The organism is Pseudohalioglobus sediminis (assembly GCF_008370495.1).
Classification (GTDB): domain Bacteria; phylum Pseudomonadota; class Gammaproteobacteria; order Pseudomonadales; family Halieaceae; genus Halioglobus.
The window spans coordinates 254,826-281,106 of sequence record NZ_VTUX01000004.1; the positions used below are offsets into that span (position 1 = coordinate 254,826).

Below are 26,281 nucleotides of genomic sequence, written 5' to 3' on the forward strand. Positions count from 1 at the left end.
CCGGGTTAAGATCACTTCATAAATCGCGGAATCAACTTGAATAACACGTTCACCGGGCGGGGGAGGTTTAAACTGACGAACGAGAAGATCTCACTCAGCGTTTTCCACACACCTCTCCCGATAACTGCTAGAGTCAATGCAGTCGAATGTGAGGGAAATGGTCATGAAACTTGTTACCACTCTGGTTCTGCCGCTTGTGGCATTCCTGTTCTGCTCTACCACCGCTTCAGCGGAACAAGCCGACAAAAAGGCAGTTCTGGTCACCGGTGCTACCAGCGGTATAGGACGTAATATTGCCGAGTCGCTCGCCCGGAATGGCTTTTTTGTATACGCCGGGGCCAGGAAGAAGCAAGACATGGATGAACTCAACGCCCTGGAGAATATAGCGGCGGTTCGTCTCGACGTCACGGTGCAGGAAGACGTCGACAGCGCTGTCATGCAAATTCAGGCGGCCGGGCGCGGGTTGTACGGGGTGGTGAATAACGCCGGCGTGTTGGCAGCCGGACCGTTGACAGAAATGGATGTCGATCAGGTGCGCTGGCAGTTCGAAGTGAATGTTTTTGGTGTACACCGGGTCACCAACGCATTCCGCCCATTATTGGTGAAAAGCGCGGGACGAATCGTCAACATTGGTTCCATCGCGGGCAACATCGGCATCAAGTATCTGGGCGCCTACTCAATGACCAAACACGCGATGGAGGCATACACCGACAGTCTTGCATCTGAAATGGCATTGCTTGGCGTGGGCGTCAGTATTGTCCAGCCGGGTGACTTCTCTTCGAACATCTGGAATGAAGCTATCGCTCAGGGCGAAACCGGTGGCCTTGTTCAACAGAGTTCGCCGTTTAAAACAGATATTTCTCAATGGATAGCTCGAGTAGCAGCGATGAAAACCAAGCAGCCCGACGCAGTCTCAGTCGCGGTGAGGCACGCTTTGTCGGCCGAGGTACCGCGTCGCCGCTACCTGGTGGTTCCCGATGCTGCAGAAGCTGAGTGGGTGATTGGCAGCGCGGTGACTCGCCTCGCGGAAATGAATACCGACCAGGACCATGCCTTCACCGCATCGCAGTTAGCTGACATGCTGGAGGCTTCCATGAACGAGCTTGCAGACTGATAGAATAAAGCTGGCTTACCCCATGCACTGCCAGGTATTGAACGGAATGGCGGAATACCGAGGTTGTCGGTTTGGTCGAGTCGGTGCCCGACGCTACAGCATCAGTCGCTGTTTCGAGAGAAGCGGCACACAAAAATCTTTTTTCATTTACGGCCACTTGAGTTACACTGCGCGCATGCTTATCTAGCAATTCTCCAAGACAGCTTCTGGCCTCTGACCGAAAGGTTTGACGCGCCAGTGTGTCTAGATTTTGGAGGATTAAATCGTGAACCAATCGATAAAATACCACGCCTACTGCGTGGATTGCCGCGTGTTTCTGCGTGGCCAGCCGGAGATTCACCGGCACCTGCTGTCCCGCTGCTGTATCAACCTCTGGCCGGACAGGCCCCGAAACCCCGACTTCCGGGCGGGAGAGTCTCCCGGAAAGTCCAGGAGAGCGGATCAGCGCTCTCACCCGCGGCAGTAAGCGCTGCCAATACCTTGCCCGGTTCTCATGCCGGGCGGGGTGATCACGAACCAAAATGCCATTTCAAGTAAGGAGCTGTCCCCGGTTCAACCGGGCGAGCTTCGTGTGCCTGTGCGGGAGAAAAAGTATGAGCAACTGTAAAGAGGGTGATATCGCTGTCATTACCTGGGACGAAGAACCGGTATTCAGCAATATTGGACTTCTGGTTAACGTCAGCGGTCCCTGCAGAGAAGATTCAAAATTGGGTCTTCTCTGGCAAATTACGCCAGTCAATTATGAGGCTGGACACCTGTTTATAGACGGCAGGGCCGGCAATGCCGTGAAGGCTAATCGTCCCGGAGAAGACGATATTTGGCATCCCGATGCGTGGATGCGACCCATCACAGATCCGGACAAAAGCGATCAAATTCAAAATGGTGAATTTTACGGCGAGGCGAGGCAGCACGAAGTCGTAAAGAGCGCCTCTGAGGCAATCTTGAAGGAGAACGAGAGTTGTTCTCTTCAGGTGACCGCGACTCATCGTTAGTGGCACTGCATTCTCGATGATGCGTACAAGGCGACCGGCCACGTCCGCGTCCGCGGCCGCGCTGTTGCGGTCACGGGAACGTTCGGCGCCATCACCCGGATCTGAAGACCAGCGCGTTGGGGGCATGGAGAAGGGCAGTTGCCTGGCGTCGAGAGCCAAAATTCCCCAGCCTGAAGGCGTTCAGCAGTCGGTCCCATGGAAGGGCTACAGGCCAAATGTATATTAAAACAATGAGTTAGCTACTCTGCACCTCTCCATTTGATACACGTCAATATACCCGCTTTTTGAGTATGGTTAATTGGTAATTAGAGATAGCGCTCTAAGGGTTTGGGTAAGTACGGGAGTGCCATCGGCAGAGTTGAGCTGTTAAGGAGAGGGGACGATATGTGTCGAAGTATCTTGCTGATGTTGGGCGCTGGCCTGCTGAGCAGCTGCTTTTTTGTCGAAGTCAGGGGGCCCGTGGTAGGCGCAATCGTTACCGTAGAAGAATGGAACTACCGCTTCGAGGAGATGGAGACCCTGGGCTTTTCCGAAAAGACCTTGGGCCCGGTGCAACTGGAGGCCGAACTCGGTTCTGATACCTGGCAGAGTTGGCGGGCGAAGACACAGCTTGCGTTTATGGGGGGGACTGAACTCCCCGAGGATGTCGTGATCAGGCCGAAGAAGCTTTATGTTATCAGGAGCGGCCCCACGTGCCTGCAAGATGAGTGCCTGGTCAAAGGCATGGATTACGATCCCTACGGCAATAAGACCCTGGCGGATACGCCTATCACTGTCGATGGCCAGATGTTTGCGTTTGCCACCGGTGAACAGATTCTACAGCAGTCTGTCAGGGTCTCGCCGCTTACCACCGCGCTGTATCACTACGCAGAGCATTTCACTGCGAACAACTTCATCATCGATGAACTCAACGCCATCGCCCCAAAATTCGTTTCCGATATGGATAAAAATGGGCTGGTCGATTACGCCGATGTGCTCAAGTGGTCCAGGCAGCGCCACGAAAAACAATACCGTGGAGACATACGCAAGCTCGATGTCCTGGCCGAAAAAATCAGGGATAAAGATGACTATTTTTATCGCGAGAGCTGGACAGAGATCGTTGGCTCCGAGGGTGCTAGGCAGCTAATGGGCCAGGACTATGTCGGCAGTCTCGATGGCTTCGATGGTTATCGCCTGGCGGATGGGAAAATTAACAGGTCGGATGGTGTCCCCAATCCCCAGGCCAGGTCAAGGCGCTTTGGCTGGGCGAGGCATCAACGGGCCGGAAAATATACAGTATCGAGTGGTGGGGTTATTACAAGCTGGAGGATCTCCCGGAAGCCAAAAAAAGCGCGCTCTTTTGGCTGAGTCTGTACACGGGGCACGATTCCGGTGTGCCAGATTCGAAAATACTGCAGAGAAAAGTTAAGGCCAACCTCGCTCCCAACCCGGACGACCCCTACAGTGAGCTGCGTCTCACCTCGGAGTATTCCGACTATGATGGCAGGTTGGTTTACAGATATAACGCGGTGTTGAGAGAACCCTTGTTGGTGCCGCCCGATGCCAGGTGGCTCTCGATCGCGCAGATCGATCCGGAGACGAATCGACCCGACCCGGGATTTGTCCTTCTCGCGTCACGGGGGGGAGATGCCAAACTCTCATTTTCGACCCAGTACGGGTGGATGACCCCTTCGTACAATAATCCCCGGCGACCTGAGCTCAGGGGGTATATTCGCGTCAAAGGTATCGAGGTCGAATGATCTGCAAATAATGATCTCAGGAATATCTGCAGGTGCTGCTCTTATATCCACGTGACTTGGATACGATCTTCATGAAGGAGCTCAGTTTTTAGGTATAAGCGACCTTAATCTTCGAAGTCCATAGTGATGACGCAGTCATAAATAGAGACGTCTTCATCCAGCAGCCTGACGCTGGAGTACTCCGTCAACGGCTGCCATCTTCGATGGTTGGCGTTATTGCCGTTTGGATTGATCGAGAGCATATTTGCTTTTCCGTATTATTGGATGCCTGCACTTCGAGGCCCGCCTGTTTACGCGTAATGGAAATTGGAACAATAGGAGGATAGCAATTGGAGAACATATCACTGCTTCTGAAAGCCCTGCATTTCGCTGCAGATAAACACCGCGACCAAAGGAGAAAGGATTCAAATGCATCCCCTTACATAAATCACCCGATATATGTCGCACAGATCCTTGCTGAAGTTGGTGGCATAGATGATCTAGAAGTATTGGCTGCAGCGATCCTTCATGACACGGTGGAGGACACAGAGACAGAGGCTGCTGACATTGAGCGTGAATTTGGCCAAAGGGTTGCGAGCATTGTCGCTGAGGTAACTGATGACAAGGCTTTGGATAAGTCGGAGCGAAAGCGTCTTCAGGTTGAACACGCAAGCCATATGTCTGCGGAAGGCGCATTGGTAAAGATCGCCGACAAAATAGCCAATATTCGGGATGTGTCCGGTAATCCGCCTGCTAACTGGGATCATGCGAGGAGGGTGGAGTACATCGATTGGGCAGAGCAGGTAGTGTGTAATTGCCCTAAGGTTAATTCTGCGCTGGAGCGCTGCTTCTCCGATTCACTGACTTCCGCCCGCGAGGTGTTCAGGAGTGCATAGTGCGCTCCAGGCACCCAGCGACTCCGGCCTATGAATCTGACCTGCCCACGCGACCTGTGCCAGCATTAACTTGAAAGCGTCATCGATTCTGGCTCTGCTACGTTCTCCGCGTTGATCCAGTTGGTTTCCGACTTTCCTGTCTGTGGAATCGGTTGGCCGACAAACTTCGCAGCTGTGGCGTTGCTTGCCGGGAACTGTTTCCTGATTCCATCCATGTCACAGAGCAATCTGCGAATTTCGTGGCGCAGCAATCGCACGAGGCAACCAAGGTCCGGGAATGAGGGATGCGTAAGCTCAAGTCGATCAGGCATGCTCAGACATTCGTGACTGCACACGCTGCCGTATCGAATCTGTTCCAATCAGGAAGGCACCTGGTTCGTGCTTAGCACTAACGTGATCTGAGCGTAAGTGCGTTCGCTGAATGGAGTAAGGCAGGTGCTTGAAACCCGGATGTTGGATTTTCTCCATCTGCCCCAGTCAACTTGACGATCTCGGTCGAGATATTGCGCGCGTATGAGGGCCCATAGGAGCGGGTTCAGTGCCAGACTATTGAATAAGGCCGCCCCTCGTCCCGTCATTCTAGAACCAGCATGAGTCGCGCATTCATACCCTGGCTGATACCCTCGTCGCCGAAACGGTCCAGACTGATGTAGCGGTAATTGAGGTTGACGTTGAAGTAGGGGCTTAGCCACCAGTTCACGCCCAGCGACCAGATGTCCATCTCCCCCGCATCGCCCACCTCCGGGCCCGGCACTTCGCTCAGGTCGAGGTGGCTGAAACGGGCGCCAATTTCCCAGGCTCCCCAGCCGTTCTGGTCCACGGTCGCTGCAATCGGGATGCCCTTGAACAGGCCGGTGCGCCAGTTGTAGGGCCGGACTTCCCCGGTCAATATCCACGAGGCAGTGACGTGGTAGCCGTCCAGAGTCGGGTCGCCATAGGCATCGGATTCCAGGTCCATTTGCAGGTATTCGCTGTGTAACCAGAACGGCCCGGAACGCATTGACGCCTCCAGCGACCAGGTATCGATTCCCTCGACATCCAGCAGGCCGGTCTCCACGAAGTTCGGCGCGTTGTTGAACTCCGGTACAGTACGCAGGAACCCGGGCTCCCTGGCACTGGAGTGGCGCGCACCGGCACCCAGGTGCAACAGGGAGTTTTCGTTTTTGGACACCAGGGGGACCCAGGTCAACCGGCCTACGAGCTGTGAACTGTTGTCGCCGGGTGAACTGGGCTGATCCTTGTCCAGCCAGTTGTTGAACACGCCGCCTGCGAAGGTCGCACGATCACCAGGGAGCGTGCCCGAGAAGACGGCTCCGATGTTGCGCGAAGGCAGCAGTGCATCAGAAACGGCCGCGCGCTCTTGCATGGGTAGGTTGGTCATCGGCATCAGTCTTTCCATAGAGATCGGTTCCTTCTGCTTGCCGATACTGAACCCGGCGCTCTGCCAAAGGGGAATATCGAGCCTCAGGTCGAACAGGGTGAAATCATCCGAGTCGACCTGGTCGAAGCCCTTGTCAAACGCGTGGGTGGCTCCCGCGATCACCCAGACCCAGGGCTGTTCGAAGTTGAACGTGCCTACGGCGCCGAAGCGCAATGCGCGAATCTCACCGCCTTCAAACGCGGTCAGATCACCCACCTGGTCCATGCTGTTCCGGTCCTGGTCCAGCCAGCGCTGCCGGTCCAGCACCACCGCACCTGAAAAAAGCCCCGACACGTACTTGCCGTCGTAGCGGTTCCAGCGGCTCTTGTCCTGGTAGTTCAACGGCACTGCCAGTGGCGGGGGCGTATAGGCGAGCCAGCCCTGCTGCTTGCCCTCGTCGACACTTCCCCGACTGGTCGGAGAGTAGTTGTTCTTGAGCACTTCGCCCTGATGGATGGCAAACCTGGCATGGGTCCTGGTGTCGAGCAGAAGTTCGACGTTTTCCCGAGGGTCTCCGTCCAGGATCAGGAAGCTCGCGGGCTCACCCAGTGAGAGCGTACCCAGTACAACGCCTCCGGCGATGTCGTAGCTTGAATCGATTTTCTGGCTCGAGACCGCGTCCTGGGTAACGAGCTCCAGTTTGCCGTCTTCAATCAAAAGGTTGACCGTGACCGTAGCGCCAGCGTCGGCTGGTTCGATGAGACCGACGTTTCTCAGCAGAATCCTCTGTGCCTCCGCGGCATGGATCGGCAATGGCGCAAAGGCCTGTGCGCTCAGCGCGAAAGCCATGGCCAGCCTCAGTAGTCGGCTCGCCCGCCACCAACAAACCCCATGGTCATCTATGCCGCCAGCCTTCACAGGGCGAACCGGGCGCGCAGTGACCAGACCGATATGCTGCTTTCGTCTGGATTGAGGGCCGGATCCTTGAGGTACTGGTAGTCCAGCGTCAGGGCGACCTGCTGGGTGAGTTGCCAGCGATAGAACAGTTCCAGCGTGTACTGGTCGTCCAGTCCGGGGCCGAAAGAATTCTCGTTGACTTCACCCCAGTTGAAGGCAGCACCAATCAAATCTCCGGGTGCCTGAGTGGTAGGGTCCGGCCGATAGCCCAAGCCGACACTGACGCTCTTCTCAAGCAGAGACCCGCTGTCGTCCGTATAGCCGGCGCGCACAAAAGGCATGAACCGGTCGTCGTAATAGCGCGACCAGGAGAAGTTGGCGCCCCAACCGCTGGGGGCTCCCACCTCTTCTCGTGCATCGACATGCCACAAGGTCAGGTGCACGTTGTCCAAGGCAATCTTTGAGTGAGTTGAGGTGTGCCCGATCTCGATACTGCTGAAGTATTCGTTGTCGCCAAAAAAGGTGTCGAAGCCGTCGCTTATCTCGGTGGGATCGCCGTTACGATCAACCACGCTGCCAACCAGGTAGACGTTGTTGTCGAAGATATGCCCGGCCGCAACACCGAGGCTGGCATCGTTCGGCAGGTCGGTAGCGGCAGAGCCGGTGGAGAACGCCAGGTTCATAAAGTGCAGCCAGGGGCTGGCGAGCCCATAGACATCTACAAAGTCGGTCGCGTCCAGGAAGCCACCCAGCAGGACCGTGCGGCCGTTGTTCAGGCTCTGGCGCCAGTAAAGGTTGGTCCAGCGCGTGCCCTGGTCGCTGAAAGGCGGCTCGGTCAGCCCGGCGTAGCCCACGTTCCCCAGGTAGAAGTCGCTGGGCGCCGGCTCACCATAGGCATGGCGGTGCTCGATCTTGTACACCAGGGCGCCGGAGTTGCCCTGCCCGTCACCGGTCAGGTTCCAACGCCCGTACACGCGCACCATCCCACCACTGGCGGCATCATCCGCACCATTCAGCACATCGCTGGCGTGGACGGTGACGGCGGAGTAGTCGCCACCAATGCTGAACCCGTAGTCCTCTTCCAACCCGGCCTGCCAGCTCTGCACGGGTGCGAAGATCTCGGTTTCCAGGAGGCCGCCACGGTCGGTGCGATCCGTTTCAATAACTCGCTCTACCGAATCGGGACCGCCAAACTGTGGCGAGGGCTGAGCCTCCTCGTCCTGGGCATAGGCCCCAAAGGAAAGTCCCAGGATTAAGGGAAACGCGGCCAGGCGCTGCTCAAACTGCTGCATCATTTTCGAATATCTCCGCGGGTGCTCACGGCACCATTAGTTCAAAAGCACGACTGTCATCCGATGCAGCCTGCAAAACCGTCAGTCCAAAGAACACAAACAAGAAACAACGGAAGTAAAACCAGGGACAGTTACCTGAGCATCCTTGCAAAGATATTTTCTACCACCGGCGCCACATTGATACCGAACATCCACTTGGGCCCGAAGGCGTCTGCCTGGTCGACGAAGTAATTCACCTCGACGCCCAGCTTCCAAGGACGACCGTTCCAGATGACTGTCTTGCCCACAGTCAGGTTTAGCGGCAAGGTCCATTGGCTGTTCTCGTGGTCGTAGCTCATGATTGGGGCGCTGGCCACGTTCCAACCGCCACCCGGAAGATAAGTGGCAAAGGCATTAACCGTGGTGAGGCTGACATCGGCATCGCCGGAGCCTGCGACGTCGGTCTGATAAGTGACCAGCGCGCCCAGCACGTACTTACTGGTAAGCTTGCCAATCAGGAACTCCGGCCCGAGGCTCCAGCGGTCCGGGCCGAGTTCGTCCTCGGTTGCGGTGGGCAGGGTAGCGACGACACCCGCAGCCCACAAAAGTCCGCTTTCCGTGGTGCGGCCATAGGCAAGATCAAACGCAATGTCACCGAGACCGCTGGTGGAATCGAACTCGCCCTCGAGCGGATCGAAATAGGGCTGGTCGAGAATAATGGGCACGGCAGGTCGGAAAAACACCGTGGCCCCGTTGTCCAGCGGAAACGGAAATGCCGGCTGGTACAGGAGCAGGCTGCTGCTTTCGTCGTCCCCGCCGGGCAGGTCGCCGTCAAAGGTCCGGTACTGAAACTTGAAGGTCTGGCTGGCGAGCGGCGTGTTGGGATTGGCCAGCGACTTGGCCAGCTCCTCCGCCGAAGGCTCGGCAGCGCCGCCGGCGCCAGTGTTCCGGGCCGCGACTGCCATGGTTTGACCCGTTATTACCGTAAATTCCGCCGACTCCCCGGTGGCTTCATTGAAAGCCCGGAAGAGATTCGGCTGATCGGCAGCCTTCTCGATGCGGACGCACTGTTCCGCTTTGCCGACCGTGATGCAGATTCGATCGTTGCGAATTACCCAGGTTCGCTTGAAGGTATCACCCCAGGCCTCCAGCGTGCCGGTGCCGTCTGCGTTGTAATGGCCGGTGGCCTTCACGTTACCTCGTAACGTGCCCTGGAGTACGGTATCCGACACGAGGCTACGCAAGTTCTCCTCTCCGGTATAGGGCTGCCAATCCTGGGCACGCACACCGGTCGAAAAACCCGATGCCAGCGCAACCGCGACGATCAGTAATATTTTGCATACTCGGTATTGCAGTATCGATAACAAAGAATGCGCCTCTTGTTCTTTTATCTCTGAGATCAGGTCTGTTGAATTTATGAATCGGGTAATTAACGATGTTCGCTGTCTACTGTTGGCGTTTGAGCCGGCAGATTTCCCGTTGTTGTGACCTCGGAAACGTCCATCTTCCAGCGGCTCCACATCGGTGTCGATCCATCGGCAGAGGGGATGGTGTGCTGCGCCTCTTCAACAGATAGTCGCCCGCGCAGTGCGGCGGCAATGCACGGCCCTATTGGATCGGGCATCTTTTCTATCACTAGAAGAACGACCTGGTTGGGTGGCGGCGCCGGCAAATGCATGCAGACGCCTCTGCTGGGCACCAAGTAGGTAACCGACTCGCCGGTATCCAGAGATGTCGCGTTGAGAAGGTAGCCGGTAATTTCCACCTGATGGCCCTCGAGCTCGCTATTGGTGGCCAATGCCGCGTGCCGCCGCCTCGCTGCAACCACGGCTCGCTGCGCGAGGATCCAGTTTGCGTCAAGTCCTTCCGATCGAAGATCTTCTGCAATTGCAGCCGCCCTTTGTTGCAGATTCTCTTCTTCCTCGGCAGTCATTTCACCGGAAATCAGTGATTGCTGTATTCTGGCGAGCGTCATCAACTTCAGCATTTGAGGCTGGGTCAGGTCACGATAAGGGTCCTCGTAAACCTGTGCTTCAGTGTCCATCAGCATCTGCCAGGACACTGGAGTAGCGGGCTGCACAGCAGAGGAAGCCGCCAGCAGCAATGTAACTACAGTGGCGCGAGCGAGCAGATCTACCAGGGGACTTGACATACCGAATGCTTGCTACTGTTCGCCAGTGTATGAGCCCCGGAAGTGGGGCTCACTCTTGCATTCACTCAGTTCAGCGTGTTCTTGTAGATCACGCCGTCTTTCATGATTAAACGGATTGTTTCAGGGCTCTCCGGTCGGGGTTCTGCGTCGAACCACTTGTCCCCGGTTCCCACCACGGAGAAATCCTCCAGCGGGTTGCCGTCGATCAACAGAATATCCGCATAGGCGCCTTCCTCGATCACGCCTAGCTTTCCTTCCCGGTAGGGGTTCATGAAATCGCCAGACAGTGCCACAAGCTCTCCGCCTACTGAAGTCATGGTAACCAGCGAGGCATAGGGGCCGAAGAACTCATTATTCAGGTGTTTTTCGTAGGCGATCTGAATATTGCAGGCTCCTACCGAGCCGACACAATCAGTCTGGAATGCACGCTTGACCGGGCATTTTTTCATGTTTGGAATGTAGTCGGCGAAGGTCTTGGATGCCGACTTGGCCTTCTCCAAACTTGCTGGCACATTGGCAACCGCGGGGATGTCGAGAAGGCCAGGATCGAATGCGGTCAGGTTGGTGGTGATGAACGCGCCTTTCTTGTTCATCAATTTGGCCACTTCACAATCGAAGGAAAAACCATGCTCGATTGACTTCACCCCGGCATTCAGTGCTTTCATCATGGCCTCTTTTCTATAGGAGTGAGCCATCACATAACTGCCGTATTCATTGGCAACCTGTACAGCTGCCTCGATTTCCGATTGAGAGCCGGCGATTAATTGCCAGGGGTCAAAGGCAGATACGACGCCGCCGGACTGCATATATTTCAGCTGGGTGGCACCCATGCGGAAATTGTTCCTGCCGTACTTTTGAACATCCGCAACGCTGTCGACTTCCTGTGCCATGTTCAGACGACCGAAATTCGTCGACTCGCCCACCGGTGCAGTGTAGTTTGCAAAGTCGGCGTGGCCACCGCGAGTACTAAGGAACGCCGCTGAAGGATAGTAGCGGGGTCCTACGACATCTCCCGCATCAATTGCCCGCCGCAGGCCGCCGTTGCCACCTCCGGCATCTCGTACCGTGGTGAAGCCCTGCATCAGGTACATCTCGGCCATTCGCGTACCGTGAATGGCGAAGTCTTCCCAGGTGGTTCCCGATTCCATCGCAGGAAGGCTCGGCCCCATCAGCATCAAATGAGCATGGGCTTCAATAAAACCCGGAAGCAGGGTACGGCCGCCGCCATTGATAACAGTAGCGCCCGGCGCTTCTATCGAACCTCTGGCGATGGTCTTGATCTTGTTGCCGTCAACAAGGACGCTGGCGTTTTCCATGCGTTTGTTGCTAACGCCATCGAATATGTGAACGTTGGTGAATAACACCTGTTCCGCAGCGGCCGGCAATACAAGCGTCATGCCCATGGCAAAACACGCCAGGATCTTGGTAATCAGTTTATGAAACATAGCACTTCCCCATTAGCAGCGGGCCTGTCGACAGTCCCGGCGTTGCATATTTGTGACTCGCGCCGAGTGCTCCAAAGTACCCGGCAAGATCGCCATTAAGCCAGATTCACCGACGCAAGCCCAAGGCTGTTCATGCCAAACGGCTAAGGATGTGGCACATATAGTCAATTTATCGGTTACACTTAGAAGATGTTCTCAGCACCATTTGCCTAAGCCGTGCCCCACTTCGCCAAGGACAAGTTTCAGCTGCCGATGGTCCGCCTTGACCTCGCCACCCTTTTCCTGGAGGCGGCACTCGCCGCCGGCAACGATGTCCGCAACGTACTGGCCCCCTTCGGCCTCACGCCGGCCCAATTCCGCGATCACAATCAGTTCGTCACGGCGCCCACCATGTACGACGTGGTCGAAGGCCTGGCTGAACTGACGGATGATCCCCATTGCGGCGTTCACCTGGGGGAAGCGCTGGACCCACTGTCATGGTCGCCGCTGGCGGAAGCTACCCGCATGGCGCACTCCGTCGGCGACCTGCTACTGCGTTTTTCCATCGGCGCCCACAAAGATGCCAGCTCCGTAGAGTTTCGGCTCGAAACCCGAGGCAGCCGCACCACCTTCGCTGAACATCGGCTCACCGATGGCGGGCGCTTGCCAAGGCATAATGACGGATTCGGGGCGGCTTACTTGATCGGGATCCTGAGGGCTGCACTCGGGCGTAACTGGGTGGGTAATCAAGTCATCGCCGGTGTCTGTGACCCAGCGGTATTCCCGCCGGATTATCATGGCATCAAGCTGGCGCAAACGGATACCCGCGGCTTCAGCGTTTCCTTCCCCAGCGCCTGGCTACTGCTGGAGCCGCAGTTGTATCAGCCCGCGGGCAAATCAGCCCCGGCACTGCCCCACAGCCAGGCACCGGAGGACACCCTGCTGGCCCTGCACTATATCCTGGAGGCTCACCTGCACGAGCCGCGGTTGGATACGGCGCGGGTGGCCCAACTGGCCGGCGTCAGCAAGCGCACCCTGGTACGCCGCCTGTCCGAACTGGATACCTCTTTCAAGTCCGAGTTGGACCAGTTACGCCTTATCCGGGCCAAGACCATGCTGCGCGAGGGCGCCCAGAGTATTACCCAGGTGGCTGCGAACCTGGGTTATACCGACGCATCGGTTTTCACACGCGCGTTCAAACGCTGGACTGGCCAAACGCCGCGCGCCTTCCAGGGGGATTTCAACCGGGATGAGATTTAACCGCGAGGGTATTCCCAGGTTAACTCGCCGCAATTGGTAGAATCGGTGGACGGGTGCTTAAAAGCACCACAGATATCACCAGCTACGCAGTCTGGCTCCACTATCGCTTTAATATCAGCCACCGCGATATTAAGTTCACTAAACGCTAGCCAGTTCTTTTACAGTGTGAATAAGGTCGATACCTACTCAAACACTCACCGGCATACGCCTACTGACTTCAGTCTATGCGTCAGGATCCATAGTCGGACGTTCTTTTCAGTTATAACGTTCTGAAACACATAGAAAACGGTAGCACCATAGGGACTTGAACGGCAGCGGCCGTCCGTCCGGACGCGGCCAGTGTCCTCGAACGGAACGCTGCCGCGATACGGAGGTTTATGCGTTCTCAGCGACCGTCACCTTCAGGCCTTCCAGCGCTTCGGTAACGTCGATCTGGCAGGACAGGCGGCTGTTGTCGCGTCGCTCCGCAGCGGCGGAATCCAGCATGAGATTCTCCAGCGAATTCGCTTCACCCACCCGGTCCATGCCATCGCCCTCTATGTAGCAGTGGCAGGTGGCGCAGGCACAGCCGCCGCCACAGTCGGCCAGGATCCCGTCGATACCTGCATTCAACAGGGCACTCATCAGGGATTCGCCGTTGGGCGCCTCCACCACGTGGCTCGCTCCGCTGGCGTCGGTGACGTGAATCCTGGTCATGGCTTGTTTCCTTTAGGGTGCGCAATCACCTGCAGTGCCTTGATGCCGTGCACGAAACTGTGCTCGACGCGCTCGGGCTCAGCGACCACTTCCAGCCGCTCGAAGCGCTTGAGGATCTCCTCCCACACGATGCGCAGCTGGGCTTCGGCCACGCGATTGCCCATGCAGCGGTGGATGCCGAAACCGAAGGCCATGTGGCGACGGACATTGGGGCGGTCGATAATAAACTTGTCCGCGTCCGGGAAGAAAGACTCATCGCGATTGCCGGAGGCATACCACATCGCGATCTTGTCGCCTTTCTTGATCTGCTTGCCGCGGATCTCAACGTCCTCCTTCGCGGTTCTGCGCATATAGGACAGCGGCGTCTGGTAGCGGATGATCTCCGCCACTGCGGAGGGAATCAGTGACTGGTCATCCTTGATTTTCTGGAACTCCGCGGGGTTCTCGTGCATGAACAGCACGCCGGCCGACATGGAGTTGCGGGTGGTGTCATTGCCGCCGACTATCAGCAGCATCAGGTTGCCCAGCAGTTCCACGCCCTCCAGGTCGGCGGTAGCCGGATTATTGGCCAGCAGGGAAATGAAGTCCTGGCTCTCGTTGCCCTCGAACTGGCGCTCCTTGAACAGCGCGGTGAAGGTCTGCAGGCACTCGCCCAGGTGGTTCAGGCGATCCTCGATGGTCAGGCCCATGAGGATGGGTGGGGTGGTGATGATTTCGGACCAGAAGGTAAGTTTGCGGCGCTCCTCGAAAGGGAAGTCAAACAGGGTCGCCAACATGCGGGTGGTCAGTTCGATAGAGACCTTTTCGACCCAGTTGAAGGGCGTGCCCGTGGGCAGCTCGTCCAGCACTTCCACCGTGCGTTTGCGAATGAGTTGATCGAGATCCTTCAGTCGCACCGGGCCGACGGCCGGCAGCACCGCGCCGCGTTGTTCGTCGTGCCTGGGCGGGTCCATGGCAATGAACATGGGGGCCCGCTCCTCGCCCAGTAGCTCATCGAACAGGGCGATGGACGGTTCAGAGGAGAACCGCTCGAAATCAGTGTCCACCGCCATGATGTCTTCATAGCGCGTCAGCGACCAGTAGGGGCCGATTTCCGGGTTCTTGTCGTGGTAGTGCACCGGATTTTCCTGGCGCAGGCGCTTGAAGTACTCATGGTGTTTCTGTGCCTGGAAAATGGCCCCCGTGGCGAGGTCGATGTCTTCCAGTGGCAGCGCCCAGGGGTCCGCCTCGGGGGTGGTGGTGGGGGATCGGTAGAATTCTTCCGGGTTCTGATCCGCGTTCGTTTCCGGAGCATTTTCCATGACTGCCAACCTCTCTTGTTGCCACTGTTAACATTGTGATCCCGGTACTATACAACAGCGCAGTATTTTGGTGCAGGTTTACGCGAAAGTTGGCGGGATGAGGTGTTATAGGCCTCGAGTGTTGTCAACTTTTGCTGCTACCGGCTTGCGCGGTTCTTGTAGGTTTGTAACCCGAGAACCGGGCACATCCCTGGATTAGGTCTATGCTTACGAACACGACCCTAATCGACACCGGAGAAGTGTAAATGATGTTATCTGTAGACCGTGTTCTACTGCGGGTGATCCTGGTTATAGCCTGCTGTTTCGTGTCCCTCACAGGGCGCGCGGCAGAGAAGCCAAATATCCTTGTGATCTGGGGGGATGACATAGGCTGGTTCAATATCAGTGCCTACAACCACGGCATGATGGGATATAAGACGCCGAATATTGATCGTATTGCAAATGAGGGGGCCATGTTTACGGACTGGTACGGGCAGCAGAGCTGTACCGCAGGGCGAGCCGCTTTTATCACTGGCCAGTCGCCTATCCGAACGGGACTAACCAAAGTGGGCCTGCCCGGTGCCAAGGAGGGTATGAGTGAAAAAGACCCTACTATCGCTGGGCTTTTAAAAAACCATGGTTACGTGACAGGGCAGTTCGGCAAGAACCATTTAGGTGATCGTGATGAGCACCTGCCGACCAATCACGGTTTCGACGAGTTTTTTGGCAACCTTTACCACTTGAATGCAGAAGATGAACCAGAAAACGTCGACTACCCGAAAGATCCAGAGTTCCGCAAAGAGTTTGGCCCCCGTGGTGTGATTAAATCCAGCGCCGACGGAAAGATAGAAGATACGGGGCCACTCACGATGAAGCGCATGGAGACTGTTGATGACGAAGCCACCGCGGCTGCACTCAAGTTTATTGACAAGGCGAACAAGGATGGAAAGCCCTTCTTCGTGTGGTGGAACTCTACACGTATGCACGTGTGGACTCGGCTCAAGCCTGAATCTGAGGGCGTAACGGGTCTTGGCATTTATCCTGATGGAATGGTTGAGCATGACGGTCATGTCGGACAGCTATTGGATAAGTTGGACGAACTGGGCATCGCAGACAACACCATCGTGATGTACTCCACAGATAATGGCGCGGAGGCGATGACCTGGCCAGACGGCGGTACGATTCCTTTCAGGGGTGAGAAAAACACAAACTGGGAGGGAGGTTACCGGGTGCCAATGGCCATGAGGTGGCCAGGCGTCATTCAGCCGGGCACGGTTTCCAATGAGGTTGGCGCCCACGAGGACATGTTGCCGACGTTCATGGCTGCGGTAGGCGAACCCGAGATGAAATCCAAGTTGCTCAAGGGCCACCGTGCCATGGGTCGCCGCTACAAAGTGCACCTCGATGGTTACAACATGATGCCCTATCTGAGCGGTGATGAGGCGGAAAGCCCTCGTTCGGATTTCCTGTACTGGACGGATGACGGCGATATAGCGGCTCTGCGCTATAACAATTGGAAGATTGTTTTCATGGAGCAGCGCGGCCATGGCTTTGATGTTTGGCAGGAACCTTTTGTGCCGCTCCGTTTTCCGAAGCTCTTCAACCTGCGCACCGATCCATTCGAGCGCGCAGATCATGAAGGCATGGGTTACCAGCGCTGGCGGGCAGAGCGCATGTTCGCACTGGCTCCTGCACAGGCCTACGTCGCAAAGTGGCTGAAGTCATTCCAGGATTTTCCGCCGCGACAGAAACCCGGTTCCTTCAGTCTGCAGAATGCGATGGATGAAATCTCATCCGGGAGCCCGCAGTAGTCAGCTGGCGAATCGACTGCTGTACATCGCCCGGCCAGGATGTATGGCGACTTTGCCAAGGTATTCATTGCTGACGTGGGACACCGACATTCATTAAACCGATATTGCGGAGAGGGTTTCAGTAAGAGGATGTCGATACACCGTCCAGTGCTGCGAGCAACACTTTTGCTCCAGGGTCGTCATCCTCATGCTGCGCAGCGACGCTCAGCAAGGCAGGACCTACGGAAATGGAGGTGTCGCGGCGCAGGCCGCTGTAATGTGCTTCATCGAAGTTCACGTAGCCGGGTTTCGCGATGAAGCGGTGATGCCACAGGCGCTGGTGATCACCAGCTGCATCGCCACATGCACGAACTTATGCAGACAACGCATCACGGTGTGTGCAGGGCCATGTCAACGTCGAGATCAACGTCCACGTGTTTTACGACCCCGGCAAGTTGCTCGGGATCGACATCACCAAGGATATTGATGAACACAGCTTCCTCTTCATCTACTGCCATCACCGTGAGACCGTGCACGATGTTGTCGCCGTACTTGATATAAATATCGACCTGCTGGTCAGTCTCGCGAACGCGTACGATCTGCTCCCATTCCAGCGCCTGCAGCGATTCGTTAATCGCTGTCATGCGCGCGTTCGCCGGTGTTGTGTCACCTGCCGTGTTATACACGTGGACGCGGATAGACTCCAGATTGCGTAGCGCTTCCTGGGCCATGGGATCGTCGTGCTTAAAGTGGCTGATCAAGGTCAGCAGCGAGCTGCCGAGATCGATCATAACCCGCGGCTGGCCATAGTCCCCGGAAAGGCTACTGAAGTCCACGTAACCGGGCCGGTCTGCAAGGGGTTCTTCGGCCGCAAACGCGGGTGCGCTGATGAGCGTTAGTGTTAACAGGAGCGTTGATATTTTCATCACAGGGGTTCCAGTCTGGTTGTTGAGACTGAAGCATGACGCGTCTTGCGCGTACTTGCCTGCGTTACACGACAGATAGAGTGGCTGGTGCGGTGAACTGCGAAATAGCGACCTATGCAGAGCCGCCGCCTTCGGCCTGCCTTGCTCAAGAACGCTCCACCGCGACCGTTACAGATCAAATGCGTCTACATAAGACTGCATGCGCTCTCGAATCTCGCCTGCTTCAAGCCCGAAACCATCCGGACTGTGCTCGTGGCGATGACGCGGCGCGCTTGACGACTGTTCCAGGTAATTTGCTAGGGCATTTTGCGCAGTCTCATCAAACTCCATGTCAAAGGCCGCGTAGACACCGCGGATCGCATCCACAGGGCTCTCCCGCATGTCAGTCTGCAGCACATCGCAGTAGCGGTCGGCTGGCAGGGTGTCGCGCACACGCATCGCATCTTCCCACCCCGGTGGCCAGAACCCGTTGAGGACTTCCCTGCCTATATCGTGAGCATCAACGGCATCACTGAAGATGGCGCGCGTGTAGGAGTACAAACTGCAAAGAGACGACAGGGATTTGGCGGGATCACGATGCGTGAAAACAAACTTCGCATTCGGGAATACCTTGAGAATGGTTCTTATATTCAGGGTATGCGCCGGGTCCTTGAGCACAAAGTGCTCTCCGGCAGGCCTGTAGTGCTGGATAATCTTTAGCTGTTGCAAATAGCCCTGGTAGGCAATAGTTGCGTCCTGCTTCTGCAACCAGGCAACGTACTCAGGCACGCGATACTGAATATCAAACTGCAGCGTCCGAAATTCATTCATAAACAGGGCCACGCACTCTTCCGGCGACTCCGCCGTCATCGGGTGTATCGCCTGGTAATTCGGCGATATCTGGTCCATTTGGCGCAGCATTTTATCGAGCCGCGCAATTCTTGTGTCTGGGCCCGCCGCCGGCGGAATCGGTTCATAACTTTCCCAGTAGGGAATCGTGCGATGGCGCGGGTCCTGTGCGAGTAGGGTGTGCAGGTAGGTTGTGCCTGTGCGCGGCATGCCGATGATGAAAATAGGCGGCGGCAGTACCGTGTCTAGGATGGACGGCTGGGACTTGATAAGCGATTGAATGCGCAGGTGATTGCGAGCCAAACGCGTGGAATCATCAGACGCGGAGAAGCGGCCAACCAGGTTCAATCGGGCACTGCTGTTGATGGAATCAACCAGCTGCTGTAACGCCGCCACCGCGTCGCTGTGCGGCTCTACTAACGCCGCACCCGTGCCAGATGCAATAGCCTCACTGGCCGCTGCCCACCAGCGGGTCGCATTGGGCCGCGCATAAGCAGGCGCTAATATGCCGGCCATGTTCAAAGCTCGCATGGAGAAACTGCGTGTTTGCCTGGCGGTAGAAAACTGCTGCAAATGTAGGGTTTTACTCATGACAGGCTCTGCCGCATTCAAGGTAGCCCATGATCACCCATTGTAGGCCGCTGGCACTAGCTTAAATTCTTTAGGTCGACCGGCTCTGCACTGGTTTGACGTCCTAACCCATGCCACCCCATGCCCGCGGCATTTGCATATTGAGGCGCTCCATGCCGCCGTTAACGCCAAGGATCTCGCCGGTAACATAAGAGGCCGCTGGTGAGCACAGGTACAGGGCACCCAGGGCGATATCCTCCACCTCTCCCAGGCGTCCCATGGGCGTGAGTTCTTCCATGGTTTTTTCCACGTCGCCGGTCAATACGGTATTAAGGGCGTCGGTTCGGGTCGAACCCACGGCGATAGCATTGACCCGCACGCGCGGCGCGAATTCCTGCGCCAGTTCCCGGGTGAGCAGGGAAAGCGCACCCTTGGCCGTGCCATAAGCAGCAAAGCAGGGCGTGGGCTTGTGGCCTGCAATGGAAGAGATATTAAGAATACAGCCATCGGCACGCTCAGCGAGCTGCGGTGCACACAGGCGCGACAGTTCATAGGCGGTGGTGACATTGAAACGCATGGCCGCCTCGAATTCACGTGCACTGGTTTGCAGCATGGGTTTGGGCGGAAAGCCGCCGGCGTTGTTGACCAGGATATCGATGCGGCCAAAACGCGCCATGGTTGCCGTCACCAGCGCTTGCAATTGATCAAAATCCAGTACGTCGGTGGGCACGCACAGTGTCTCGCTGCCCAGTTCCGCGAGTTCTGCTGCCAACGCCTCCAGGTCGCTCGCGGTCCTGGCGGCCAGCACCACGTTGGCGCCGGCCTCGGCGAAGCCTCGGGCAATCGCCGCCCCGATCCCTTTGCCGGCGCCGGTAATGATCGCCACCCTGCCATCCAGGCTGAACTTGTCTAATAACGCCATCCTATATCCTCCAACTGGCATTGCGTTGCCTGAAAATCAGCGTGTTTCACCAGTGCTTATCATCGCCAGTCGTACCGGTATTGCCAAGTAAAGTCTCAGATATCGATAGCATAGTCGGATGCTTAAGGCCGTTATAAGTGGCTGAGATATAGGAAAACGACTGGCCCGGAAGGACTTGAACGCCTCTGCACAGTTTGTGAAGAATGCAAGAGGCGGTGAGGTTTAAGCCACCACCACCGCCGTCCTGACGCTGACCTAGAACAAGGAGTGATGCTGCCCGCCATCAATCACAATATTCTGACCCACTATAAAGCGTGACAATGGACTGCACAGCAGGGCCGCCATCGGCGCCATGTCGGCTGCGTCGGCGACGAAGCCGGCAGGGATTTTGTTGTTTTCCAGGAAGTGGTTCATGGCCACGTCTTCCTTTGGCTCAAGGCCGAAAGCGTCCGCATAGGTCAGCAGCAGTTCACTGGCACCTTCAGTGGCGAACATGCCGGGAAGAATATTGTTAATACACACGCCGTACTGGGCGACCTCGCGCGAGACGCTGGCGGTGTAGTTGATCAGTGCGGAGCGCGCGGGGCCTGACATCAAGCGCCAGATCATGGGGTTCTTGGCAGAGAACGTGGCGATGTTGACGATACGGCCGAAGCCACGCTCCTTCATGCCAGGAATGTAGTGACGCATGATCTCGATCGGTGCGATCAGGGCTGTTTCCACCGAGTCGCGCCACATTTCCGGCGTGACCTTGAGGAAGTCGCCATTGGGAGCGGGGGGTTTGATGGTAATGGCCAGGATATCCGGGTCGGGGCAGGCCTTGAACAGGGCCTGGCGACCTTCTTCTTTGGAAGAGTCGGCGACCACGGGTGTGACGCTGGTGCCGTATTGCTCGCTGATCTCTTTCGCCGCATTGAGCAGGCGCTCTTCGCGGCGCGCTGTGATCACCAAATCGGCGCCGGCTTCCGCCAACCGCTCGGCGGTAGCGCGGCCCATACCGGCGCTGCCGCCAGCCATAATTGCTTTCTTGCCCTTGATTTGAAGGTCCATGTGGTCGCTCCTCTAGCGGTTCCTGTGATTATTTCCTCAACCCATACTGGTCCAGGCGCCATCGCAGGGTGCTGATGCGGTCCTGGCCGAAGAAGGGTTCATTGCGCACCACCATGGTGGGTACCCCCCAGTGGCCTGCCGCATCCAGCGCTTGCTGGTTCTGTTCGATTTCCGCCAGGTGATCACCCTCGGCAATAGCGGCATCCAGTTCCACCAGGTCCAGGCCAGCGGAGGCAGCTGCCCTGTCGAGGTGGTCCCCCTGGTCCCAATCGTCCGTGCCGCCCATGATCAGTTGAGAAATGGCGGCGGCCAGGTCCAGTCCTTTGCCGCGGCGCTGCGCCTCCACACCGAGCTTGCACAAGCGGTAGATATAGGGTTGCTCCTCGGGCACGCTCAGGGTCTCCATATCCTGCACCACCGGGTCGGGTTTGGGCGGGAAACGGTAGGGAATATCCAGGTACTGAGCCCGGCGCTGCGCATCCATCATGATGTACAGCACGGGTTTGAGGTTTTCAGGGTCAAAGACTTTCTCCGGTGCCCGTACCGCAATGGGTAAGACCACTCGCAGGGCGATATCTACATCGTAGTCTTGCCGTAGTTGCAGCAGCTCCGGAATCGCCAGGTAGGAATAGGGGCTGCGAAAGGACCAGTAGGTGTCGATAACTTCACTCATTGGATGCTCCTGTTGTTATATAGGTCTATCAGCGATAGCCATAACTGTAGCGGGTCAACACCACTAGTGACGAGAGCGGAGTTGGCCAATCACTATGCCAATCTGGCCAAACAGTCTGCTAGCTGCGCTGGCGATAGGCCGACGGTGGCTGACCAGTCCATTTCTTGAATGCGCGGCCAAAATCCGATGGATGCACGAACCCCAACTCGTAGCCGATGGCGGCAATGGGCGTGTCGGTCTCCCGGATCAGGCGACTGGCTACTGCCATTCGTACAGAGTCGAGTACGCCCTGGTAGGTGGTTCCCGACTCGGACAACTTCCGGCGCAGGCTTCGGGGAGACAGGTTCAGTAAACGGGCCGCGTCATCGAGCCTGGGGGGCGCGGACAGGTGGTCCAGCAACAGCGCCCTGAGCGCTCCTTCGAGGCTGGTTTCCGCATCGGCCTCACGTAACTGCTGCTCTGCCATCTCTGTCAGTAGCCGCAGGGTCTGTGGGTCGGCTCGGCCTATGGGGGTATCCAGGGCATGGCCGTCCAGGTGAAGGCTGCACTGTGTCTGGTGGAAGCGTACTGCAAAGGGAAAGTTCGAAGCCACTGTTTCGAAGTCCGCCGGCGGGGTGATGGGCATGTCCATGCGTTGCACCAGGTTGTCCCCGTCGAGTGCATCCGTGAAAAACCTGTTGAGGAAGAGGGCGAGTGAAGAGACAGCGAAGTAGGCCACCTGCTCGTGCTCCACGTGCAGGGTTATGTCGATGCGAGGTTGCCCCTCCTCGTCCATCATCTGCACAGTAAACACGCGGGTGATGATCTTGCTGTAGCGCGCAATCACCTGCAGTGCCCTGGCGATGTGGCCACTGTTGGCAGCCGCCAGCATGGGCAGGTTGGTTGCTGACCGGTCGCGCACTTCGACCAACTGCAGTGCAAAGTGAGGGTCCCCGGTTAACTGGAGCATACGCAGGATAAACTGCTCGTGCTGCTCGATACTCAGGCGGTACCCCTCGTTGTTCAATTGCTCCACGCCAAAGTCCATGCCAGCGAATATCTGCTGGTCCGCAAACCCTTGCTCACGCAGGGCAAGATAAAACAGCCGGGGGAAATACGGCAGCAGAAGCGGCTCGGTGCGAGTGTAGAGAGGGTGGGCCATGGCAATTCCGTTGAGTACCCGGGTAGAGTTTAACCCAAACGACGGTGCTGCCAAGTTGACTGCCCAAATCGGTAGAATTGGCCTACGAGCGCGTATAAATGGCGCTGATTTCTACCAGTTATCACCTCTTACGCAGTATGGCTCTACTATTGATTCAACCTCAGCCACGGGGATATTGAAGATCTGATCGCAGAAAGACGCACGCCAACTAACCATACCCATCGACTCCAGTCTCTGAGTCAGGGCCCGGCTCTACATCATTAACGGTGAACTCCGGCATTCATTAAACTGGTTTTTGAAGAGCGTTTAATGGAGAGAACACGTGTTTTCCCACGCAGGAATAGTCATAGGCATACCCTTGTGGGAGCTGGCTCGCGCTCAGCTTCGTAGGAGTCTCAGGATGAGTGCGTTCAATGGGTGGAGCAGGGCGTTTGCTTGATTTTGGGAGGCCAGATTTCCTTGGCCTGAATAAGTCAAGTTGTCAGCTCCATAGATAACGCTGACGGGCCTGTTTTCATTCGCGGCAGCTTTTCTGTTCGCCACTGTGTTCTATCGCGAGTGAGAGTATCGTTGCTCGCCCACCATCAAAGCGATGGATAATTAGCCTGGGCATTGCCGGCACTGGCCGGATGCGGGCGCTGGGATAACCGGCCATACGGAATCAGCGCAGCCTGACCGCGTTTTACCGACCAAGCCTGGCGGCATCACGACGCGCCCTTTTGGTCAGCGGCCTGCCATTTTCATCCACGGTGGGTTTGGGCTTTTCGCCCTTTGCGGTTTTGGATGCGCGGCTGACGGCAATCAGCTTCAGGGTTTCCCTGTCGCCCAGTTTGGTCGCGTTCTTTTCCAGGGTATTCAGCTCTTCAAAGCTGTACACGTCGTTCTTCAGTTTCTCTATTCTGTCCATATGATGCTCGCTCCAGCGCCGGGGCATAGACCTGTGTGCTCGCTATGCCCAGGTGATTCAAATTTTTGGGAAATGGTGGGCCCAGAAGGGCTTGATCGGCGCCGCCTTCGGCCTTCGATCTGTCGATTATGAGTAGAATCGGCCCCCATGAACACATATATCGGAATTACTTCAGCTCTGAGGACTAACTTGGCAGAACCCCGATCATAACTGGGGTGGCGGGACAGGCATGTCTAACTGGCGTAGTGCCACACCATCAAGCAGCAAGCCGCGATACTGAAAGCGCCAGGCGCCATCTGCTTTTACAAAACGATCCTGATAGCGAATATGCCATGTCAGCACCCGGTCCGGCTGTCCGTCTTCGTGAAGCAGGATGTGATGAGCGGTGCAGTAGGTTTCGGCGCTGGCGGTTTTGCCGCTGACGTCGGCCAGCAGCTGGTGAACGACATGATGCGTGCGCTGGTAAAACGCCTGCAATCTGGCCGGCACATCACACACGGCATCCAGACCTTCAATTTTGAACCCGGGTCCCTGTATGACAATATCGTCAGTCATAATGGCGCGCAAAATCTCCGGGCTATTGGCGTCATTAGCGCGGGCATAGCGATATGCCAGCTCGGCAAGCTCCGGCATGCTTGCCGCGTCAGGGCCGAGGCTCACCGGCTTCACAGTGCCGATGCGCTTGTCAAAGTCGATGACCATAGCCTGTATCGCGCGGGCAATATCCCCGCGCCGAAAGCCAAGCAATTCGGCTTCTTCGGTACCGGGCTCATAGCAGATAACATTGCCCCGCCCTTGCAAAATCGCGCTGTCGGGCAGCATCGGGTGTTCTTCATCCAGCGCAGGAAGTTGTTGCGGATTACCGGCAGCGGCGAAAAAAAGCTGGAAGAATTCTGCGAAATCGAGATTTTCGTCTCCCAGCAGGTAAGACGTGCCGCCTGTGCCGCGCTCCAATGCTCCGGCAATCGCTTCCGACAGCGAAAGCACCGATATGAAATTCGTGCCGCCTGCCGGGCCGAAGGGTTTGATATTGGGATACAGGTTGCGCGCATAATTGATATAGGCATCGAACATGTCGCTCGCCATACCCTCATGCAGCCCCACAACGAAAGAGGCATTTAGGCTCATGGCGCGAAAGCCGTTATCCGATAACGCGCACACGGCCTTGTCAGAGATATCACGCGAGCGGACATAGGCATCGCTGTCGATCTTCTCCGGCAATATTTGGGGATAGAAACTACCGATATTGATGAAGGTTTTTACACCTGCAGTCTTCGCCAGTGCCGCAAATTCCGGAATTTTTTCTGCATTGGCTTGCAAATAATACGCATCGGCATCCTTGCCCGGTTCGATGCCTTCAGGCAGATGGCGGCTATCATTACCGGCCGCAAACACGATCCCCTCAAAACCTTCAAGGTCCGACTGAGCAAACGTGCCATCCAGATAATTGCCCTGCAACCATTCCAGTTTTTCCAGCCCTGCTCCCTTCGCTGGAGGATTGCGCGAAGAAATAGCAACGTCATGGCCCCGTGATTGCAGGTACAACGCTGCGTGACCACCGATCGCGCCTGTACCGCCCACTACCAAAATTTTCATAAATCAATTCTGCGCTGATTCATATTGATCCCCCGTAAGGGGCATCCCGTCACACTTATGACACCTCGGCAATACTTCCCGGCTCCGTATCGGCGCCCATCTCCCTCAATGCACGGCGCAATTCGTACTGCTGGCTGACATCGTGAATCTCTACTACCAGCACGACCTCGTCGTCATCTTTGGGCTTGGTTCGCGCTCTCACATTCGCCGGGCGCCAGGACAGCATGCCGCTCACGCTGATAACAATGGCGGCAACCACGGGTATCGCCAGTAGTGTGGTGGCCGTGTCTCTGGAGACCAGGCCACTGGTGTGCAGCAAGTGCATGGAAATTATGCCGATTATGATAAGTGCAAAGGCGATCAAGGTGCGCTTGATCTGTGTTTTTTGCAGGGTCCAACCGCTGGCGTTGTGTTTGAAACGATTGCGGTGCCGGTTCGGTGGGGCTGAATGCAGGTTATAGTAGCTGATTTGTGAAGCTTCGATACCAAATCGGATACAAAGCGACATGGCAGCAGAGCGAGCGCTGCGGGCGTCGGCAAACACGGCCTCCACACGAGAGGGAAAGTTTTCATCCAGAAGGGTGCCTTGTTGCATCACTCTCCTCTGCAGGTATTGCTTCTTACACGAGGTTCAGGCTACTCCCAATCTGCCCCATAGGGAAGCGCTGTGGACCGGGCCTGTGAACCAGCCTGCCTGGCACTGTTCCAATCCGGTTGTTGACCTGGCAATACCAGCTAGCGAGTAGGGTAAGCCGGTCATTTCTCCTCTGCGTGTAGATTTGCATCGAATTCTGATCCATTTTTGCCCGATATTTGCA

23 protein-coding genes are annotated in these 26,281 nt (G+C 56.6%); 6 read left to right on the top strand and 17 right to left on the bottom strand.

Annotated elements, in window-relative coordinates:
• The first annotated feature begins 163 nt into the window (after nucleotides 1-163).
• The 4 genes from F0M18_RS10625 (at nucleotide 164) to F0M18_RS10640 (ending at nucleotide 4,720) form a co-directional block, all read left to right on the top strand.
• Nucleotides 164-1,114 carry an SDR family oxidoreductase gene (locus tag F0M18_RS10625; RefSeq protein WP_188109686.1) on the top strand — a complete coding sequence of 317 codons (951 nt, stop codon included), beginning with the start codon at nucleotides 164-166 and terminating at the stop codon, nucleotides 1,112-1,114.
• 593 nt (nucleotides 1,115-1,707) lie between these two features.
• Nucleotides 1,708-2,106, top strand: coding sequence for a hypothetical protein (locus tag F0M18_RS10630; protein WP_149611406.1), 399 nt, complete (start codon nucleotides 1,708-1,710; stop codon nucleotides 2,104-2,106).
• A gap of 384 nt (nucleotides 2,107-2,490) precedes the next feature.
• Nucleotides 2,491-3,453: a hypothetical protein gene (locus tag F0M18_RS10635; RefSeq protein WP_149611407.1), complete on the top strand. Its 963-nt coding sequence runs from the start codon at nucleotides 2,491-2,493 to the stop codon at nucleotides 3,451-3,453.
• Between the two features lie 721 nt (nucleotides 3,454-4,174).
• Nucleotides 4,175-4,720 (top strand): HD domain-containing protein, encoded by a 546-nt coding sequence (locus F0M18_RS10640; RefSeq protein WP_223177961.1) that lies wholly within the window; start codon nucleotides 4,175-4,177, stop codon nucleotides 4,718-4,720.
• 574 nt (nucleotides 4,721-5,294) lie between these two features.
• Here the strand turns inward: F0M18_RS10640 and F0M18_RS10645 are convergent.
• The 5 genes from F0M18_RS10645 to F0M18_RS10665 form a co-directional block, all read right to left on the bottom strand.
• Nucleotides 5,295-6,929: an OprO/OprP family phosphate-selective porin gene (locus F0M18_RS10645; protein ID WP_149611408.1), complete on the bottom strand. Its 1,635-nt coding sequence runs from the start codon at nucleotides 6,927-6,929 to the stop codon at nucleotides 5,295-5,297.
• A 65-nt stretch (nucleotides 6,930-6,994) separates the two neighbouring features.
• The gene (locus F0M18_RS10650) at nucleotides 6,995-8,272 is read right to left on the bottom strand and encodes a carbohydrate porin (protein ID WP_149611409.1); all 1,278 of its coding nucleotides are present in this window, start codon (nucleotides 8,270-8,272) and stop codon (nucleotides 6,995-6,997) included.
• Between the two features lie 128 nt (nucleotides 8,273-8,400).
• On the bottom strand, nucleotides 8,401-9,492 hold the full coding sequence (locus tag F0M18_RS10655) for a transporter (protein ID WP_149611410.1): 1,092 nt from the start codon (nucleotides 9,490-9,492) through the stop codon (nucleotides 8,401-8,403).
• 185 nt (nucleotides 9,493-9,677) lie between these two features.
• Complete coding sequence (locus tag F0M18_RS10660; RefSeq protein ID WP_188109687.1) at nucleotides 9,678-10,292, bottom strand: DUF3299 domain-containing protein; 615 nt, start codon at nucleotides 10,290-10,292, stop codon at nucleotides 9,678-9,680.
• A gap of 173 nt (nucleotides 10,293-10,465) precedes the next feature.
• A complete protein-coding gene (locus F0M18_RS10665; RefSeq protein WP_223177962.1) occupies nucleotides 10,466-11,845 on the bottom strand; it encodes a metal-dependent hydrolase family protein in 1,380 nt (459 codons plus the stop codon).
• Nucleotides 11,846-12,061: 216 nt separating this feature from the next.
• On the opposite strand from F0M18_RS10665, the gene F0M18_RS10670 reads away from it, so the two are divergent.
• Entirely contained in the window at nucleotides 12,062-13,084 is a 1,023-nt protein-coding gene (locus F0M18_RS10670) for a helix-turn-helix transcriptional regulator (protein WP_149611412.1), read from the top strand.
• Nucleotides 13,085-13,459: 375 nt separating this feature from the next.
• Here F0M18_RS10670 and F0M18_RS10675 read toward each other — a convergent pair whose 3' ends face one another.
• A complete protein-coding gene (locus tag F0M18_RS10675; protein WP_149611413.1) occupies nucleotides 13,460-13,780 on the bottom strand; it encodes a 2Fe-2S iron-sulfur cluster-binding protein in 321 nt (106 codons plus the stop codon).
• Nucleotides 13,777-15,081, bottom strand: a complete 1,305-nt coding sequence (locus F0M18_RS10680; RefSeq protein WP_149611414.1) for a cytochrome P450 — start codon at nucleotides 15,079-15,081, stop codon at nucleotides 13,777-13,779. Before F0M18_RS10680 ends, F0M18_RS10675 begins: the two co-directional genes overlap by 4 nt.
• 245 nt (nucleotides 15,082-15,326) lie before the next feature.
• Here F0M18_RS10680 and F0M18_RS10685 point away from each other — a divergent pair, with 245 nt between their 5' ends.
• Nucleotides 15,327-16,871: an arylsulfatase gene (locus F0M18_RS10685; protein WP_394349400.1), complete on the top strand. Its 1,545-nt coding sequence runs from the start codon at nucleotides 15,327-15,329 to the stop codon at nucleotides 16,869-16,871.
• A gap of 118 nt (nucleotides 16,872-16,989) precedes the next feature.
• Here the strand turns inward: F0M18_RS10685 and F0M18_RS19965 are convergent, their stop codons facing one another.
• The 10 genes from F0M18_RS19965 to F0M18_RS10730 form a co-directional block, all read right to left on the bottom strand.
• A complete protein-coding gene (locus F0M18_RS19965; RefSeq protein ID WP_188109688.1) occupies nucleotides 16,990-17,148 on the bottom strand; it encodes a hypothetical protein in 159 nt (52 codons plus the stop codon).
• A 91-nt stretch (nucleotides 17,149-17,239) separates the two neighbouring features.
• A complete protein-coding gene (locus F0M18_RS10690; RefSeq protein WP_149611415.1) occupies nucleotides 17,240-17,776 on the bottom strand; it encodes a DUF4252 domain-containing protein in 537 nt (178 codons plus the stop codon).
• A gap of 168 nt (nucleotides 17,777-17,944) precedes the next feature.
• The gene (locus tag F0M18_RS10695) at nucleotides 17,945-19,195 is read right to left on the bottom strand and encodes a sulfotransferase family protein (protein ID WP_149611416.1); all 1,251 of its coding nucleotides are present in this window, start codon (nucleotides 19,193-19,195) and stop codon (nucleotides 17,945-17,947) included.
• 103 nt (nucleotides 19,196-19,298) lie between these two features.
• Nucleotides 19,299-20,096 (bottom strand): glucose 1-dehydrogenase, encoded by a 798-nt coding sequence (locus tag F0M18_RS10700; RefSeq protein WP_149611417.1) that lies wholly within the window; start codon nucleotides 20,094-20,096, stop codon nucleotides 19,299-19,301.
• 255 nt (nucleotides 20,097-20,351) lie between these two features.
• Nucleotides 20,352-21,146 carry an SDR family oxidoreductase gene (locus F0M18_RS10705; RefSeq protein WP_149611418.1) on the bottom strand — a complete coding sequence of 265 codons (795 nt, stop codon included), beginning with the start codon at nucleotides 21,144-21,146 and terminating at the stop codon, nucleotides 20,352-20,354.
• Between the two features lie 28 nt (nucleotides 21,147-21,174).
• Entirely contained in the window at nucleotides 21,175-21,819 is a 645-nt protein-coding gene (locus tag F0M18_RS10710) for a 2-hydroxychromene-2-carboxylate isomerase (protein ID WP_149611419.1), read from the bottom strand.
• Between the two features lie 118 nt (nucleotides 21,820-21,937).
• Entirely contained in the window at nucleotides 21,938-22,960 is a 1,023-nt protein-coding gene (locus tag F0M18_RS10715; RefSeq protein WP_149611420.1) for an AraC family transcriptional regulator, read from the bottom strand.
• Between the two features lie 682 nt (nucleotides 22,961-23,642).
• Nucleotides 23,643-23,867, bottom strand: a complete 225-nt coding sequence (locus F0M18_RS10720; RefSeq protein ID WP_149611421.1) for a hypothetical protein — start codon at nucleotides 23,865-23,867, stop codon at nucleotides 23,643-23,645.
• 204 nt (nucleotides 23,868-24,071) lie between these two features.
• Entirely contained in the window at nucleotides 24,072-25,463 is a 1,392-nt protein-coding gene (locus F0M18_RS10725) for a nuclear transport factor 2 family protein (protein ID WP_149611422.1), read from the bottom strand.
• A 55-nt stretch (nucleotides 25,464-25,518) separates the two neighbouring features.
• Nucleotides 25,519-26,058, bottom strand: a complete 540-nt coding sequence (locus tag F0M18_RS10730; protein WP_149611423.1) for a hypothetical protein — start codon at nucleotides 26,056-26,058, stop codon at nucleotides 25,519-25,521.
• Nucleotides 26,059-26,281 lie beyond the last annotated feature (223 nt).

Excerpts from the sequence above, each read along its gene's own strand:
- F0M18_RS10625 (WP_188109686.1), top strand. The coding sequence starts at position 164 with ATGAAACTTGTTACCACTCTGGTTCTGCCGCTTGTGGCATTCCTGTTC.
- F0M18_RS10630 (WP_149611406.1), top strand. The coding sequence starts at position 1,708 with ATGAGCAACTGTAAAGAGGGTGATATCGCTGTCATTACCTGGGACGAA.
- F0M18_RS10635 (WP_149611407.1), top strand. The coding sequence starts at position 2,491 with ATGTGTCGAAGTATCTTGCTGATGTTGGGCGCTGGCCTGCTGAGCAGC.
- F0M18_RS10645 (WP_149611408.1), bottom strand. The coding sequence starts at position 6,929 with ATGGCTTTCGCGCTGAGCGCACAGGCCTTTGCGCCATTGCCGATCCAT.
- F0M18_RS10650 (WP_149611409.1), bottom strand. The coding sequence starts at position 8,272 with ATGATGCAGCAGTTTGAGCAGCGCCTGGCCGCGTTTCCCTTAATCCTG.
- F0M18_RS10660 (WP_188109687.1), bottom strand. The coding sequence starts at position 10,292 with ATGGACACTGAAGCACAGGTTTACGAGGACCCTTATCGTGACCTGACC.
- F0M18_RS10665 (WP_223177962.1), bottom strand. The coding sequence starts at position 11,845 with ATGTTTCATAAACTGATTACCAAGATCCTGGCGTGTTTTGCCATGGGC.
- F0M18_RS10675 (WP_149611413.1), bottom strand. The coding sequence starts at position 13,780 with ATGACCAGGATTCACGTCACCGACGCCAGCGGAGCGAGCCACGTGGTG.
- F0M18_RS10680 (WP_149611414.1), bottom strand. The coding sequence starts at position 15,081 with ATGGAAAATGCTCCGGAAACGAACGCGGATCAGAACCCGGAAGAATTC.
- F0M18_RS10685 (WP_394349400.1), top strand. The coding sequence starts at position 15,327 with ATGATGTTATCTGTAGACCGTGTTCTACTGCGGGTGATCCTGGTTATA.
- F0M18_RS10690 (WP_149611415.1), bottom strand. The coding sequence starts at position 17,776 with ATGAAAATATCAACGCTCCTGTTAACACTAACGCTCATCAGCGCACCC.
- F0M18_RS10695 (WP_149611416.1), bottom strand. The coding sequence starts at position 19,195 with ATGAGTAAAACCCTACATTTGCAGCAGTTTTCTACCGCCAGGCAAACA.
- F0M18_RS10700 (WP_149611417.1), bottom strand. The coding sequence starts at position 20,096 with ATGGCGTTATTAGACAAGTTCAGCCTGGATGGCAGGGTGGCGATCATT.
- F0M18_RS10705 (WP_149611418.1), bottom strand. The coding sequence starts at position 21,146 with ATGGACCTTCAAATCAAGGGCAAGAAAGCAATTATGGCTGGCGGCAGC.
- F0M18_RS10710 (WP_149611419.1), bottom strand. The coding sequence starts at position 21,819 with ATGAGTGAAGTTATCGACACCTACTGGTCCTTTCGCAGCCCCTATTCC.
- F0M18_RS10715 (WP_149611420.1), bottom strand. The coding sequence starts at position 22,960 with ATGGCCCACCCTCTCTACACTCGCACCGAGCCGCTTCTGCTGCCGTAT.
- F0M18_RS10720 (WP_149611421.1), bottom strand. The coding sequence starts at position 23,867 with ATGGACAGAATAGAGAAACTGAAGAACGACGTGTACAGCTTTGAAGAG.
- F0M18_RS10725 (WP_149611422.1), bottom strand. The coding sequence starts at position 25,463 with ATGAAAATTTTGGTAGTGGGCGGTACAGGCGCGATCGGTGGTCACGCA.
- F0M18_RS10730 (WP_149611423.1), bottom strand. The coding sequence starts at position 26,058 with ATGCAACAAGGCACCCTTCTGGATGAAAACTTTCCCTCTCGTGTGGAG.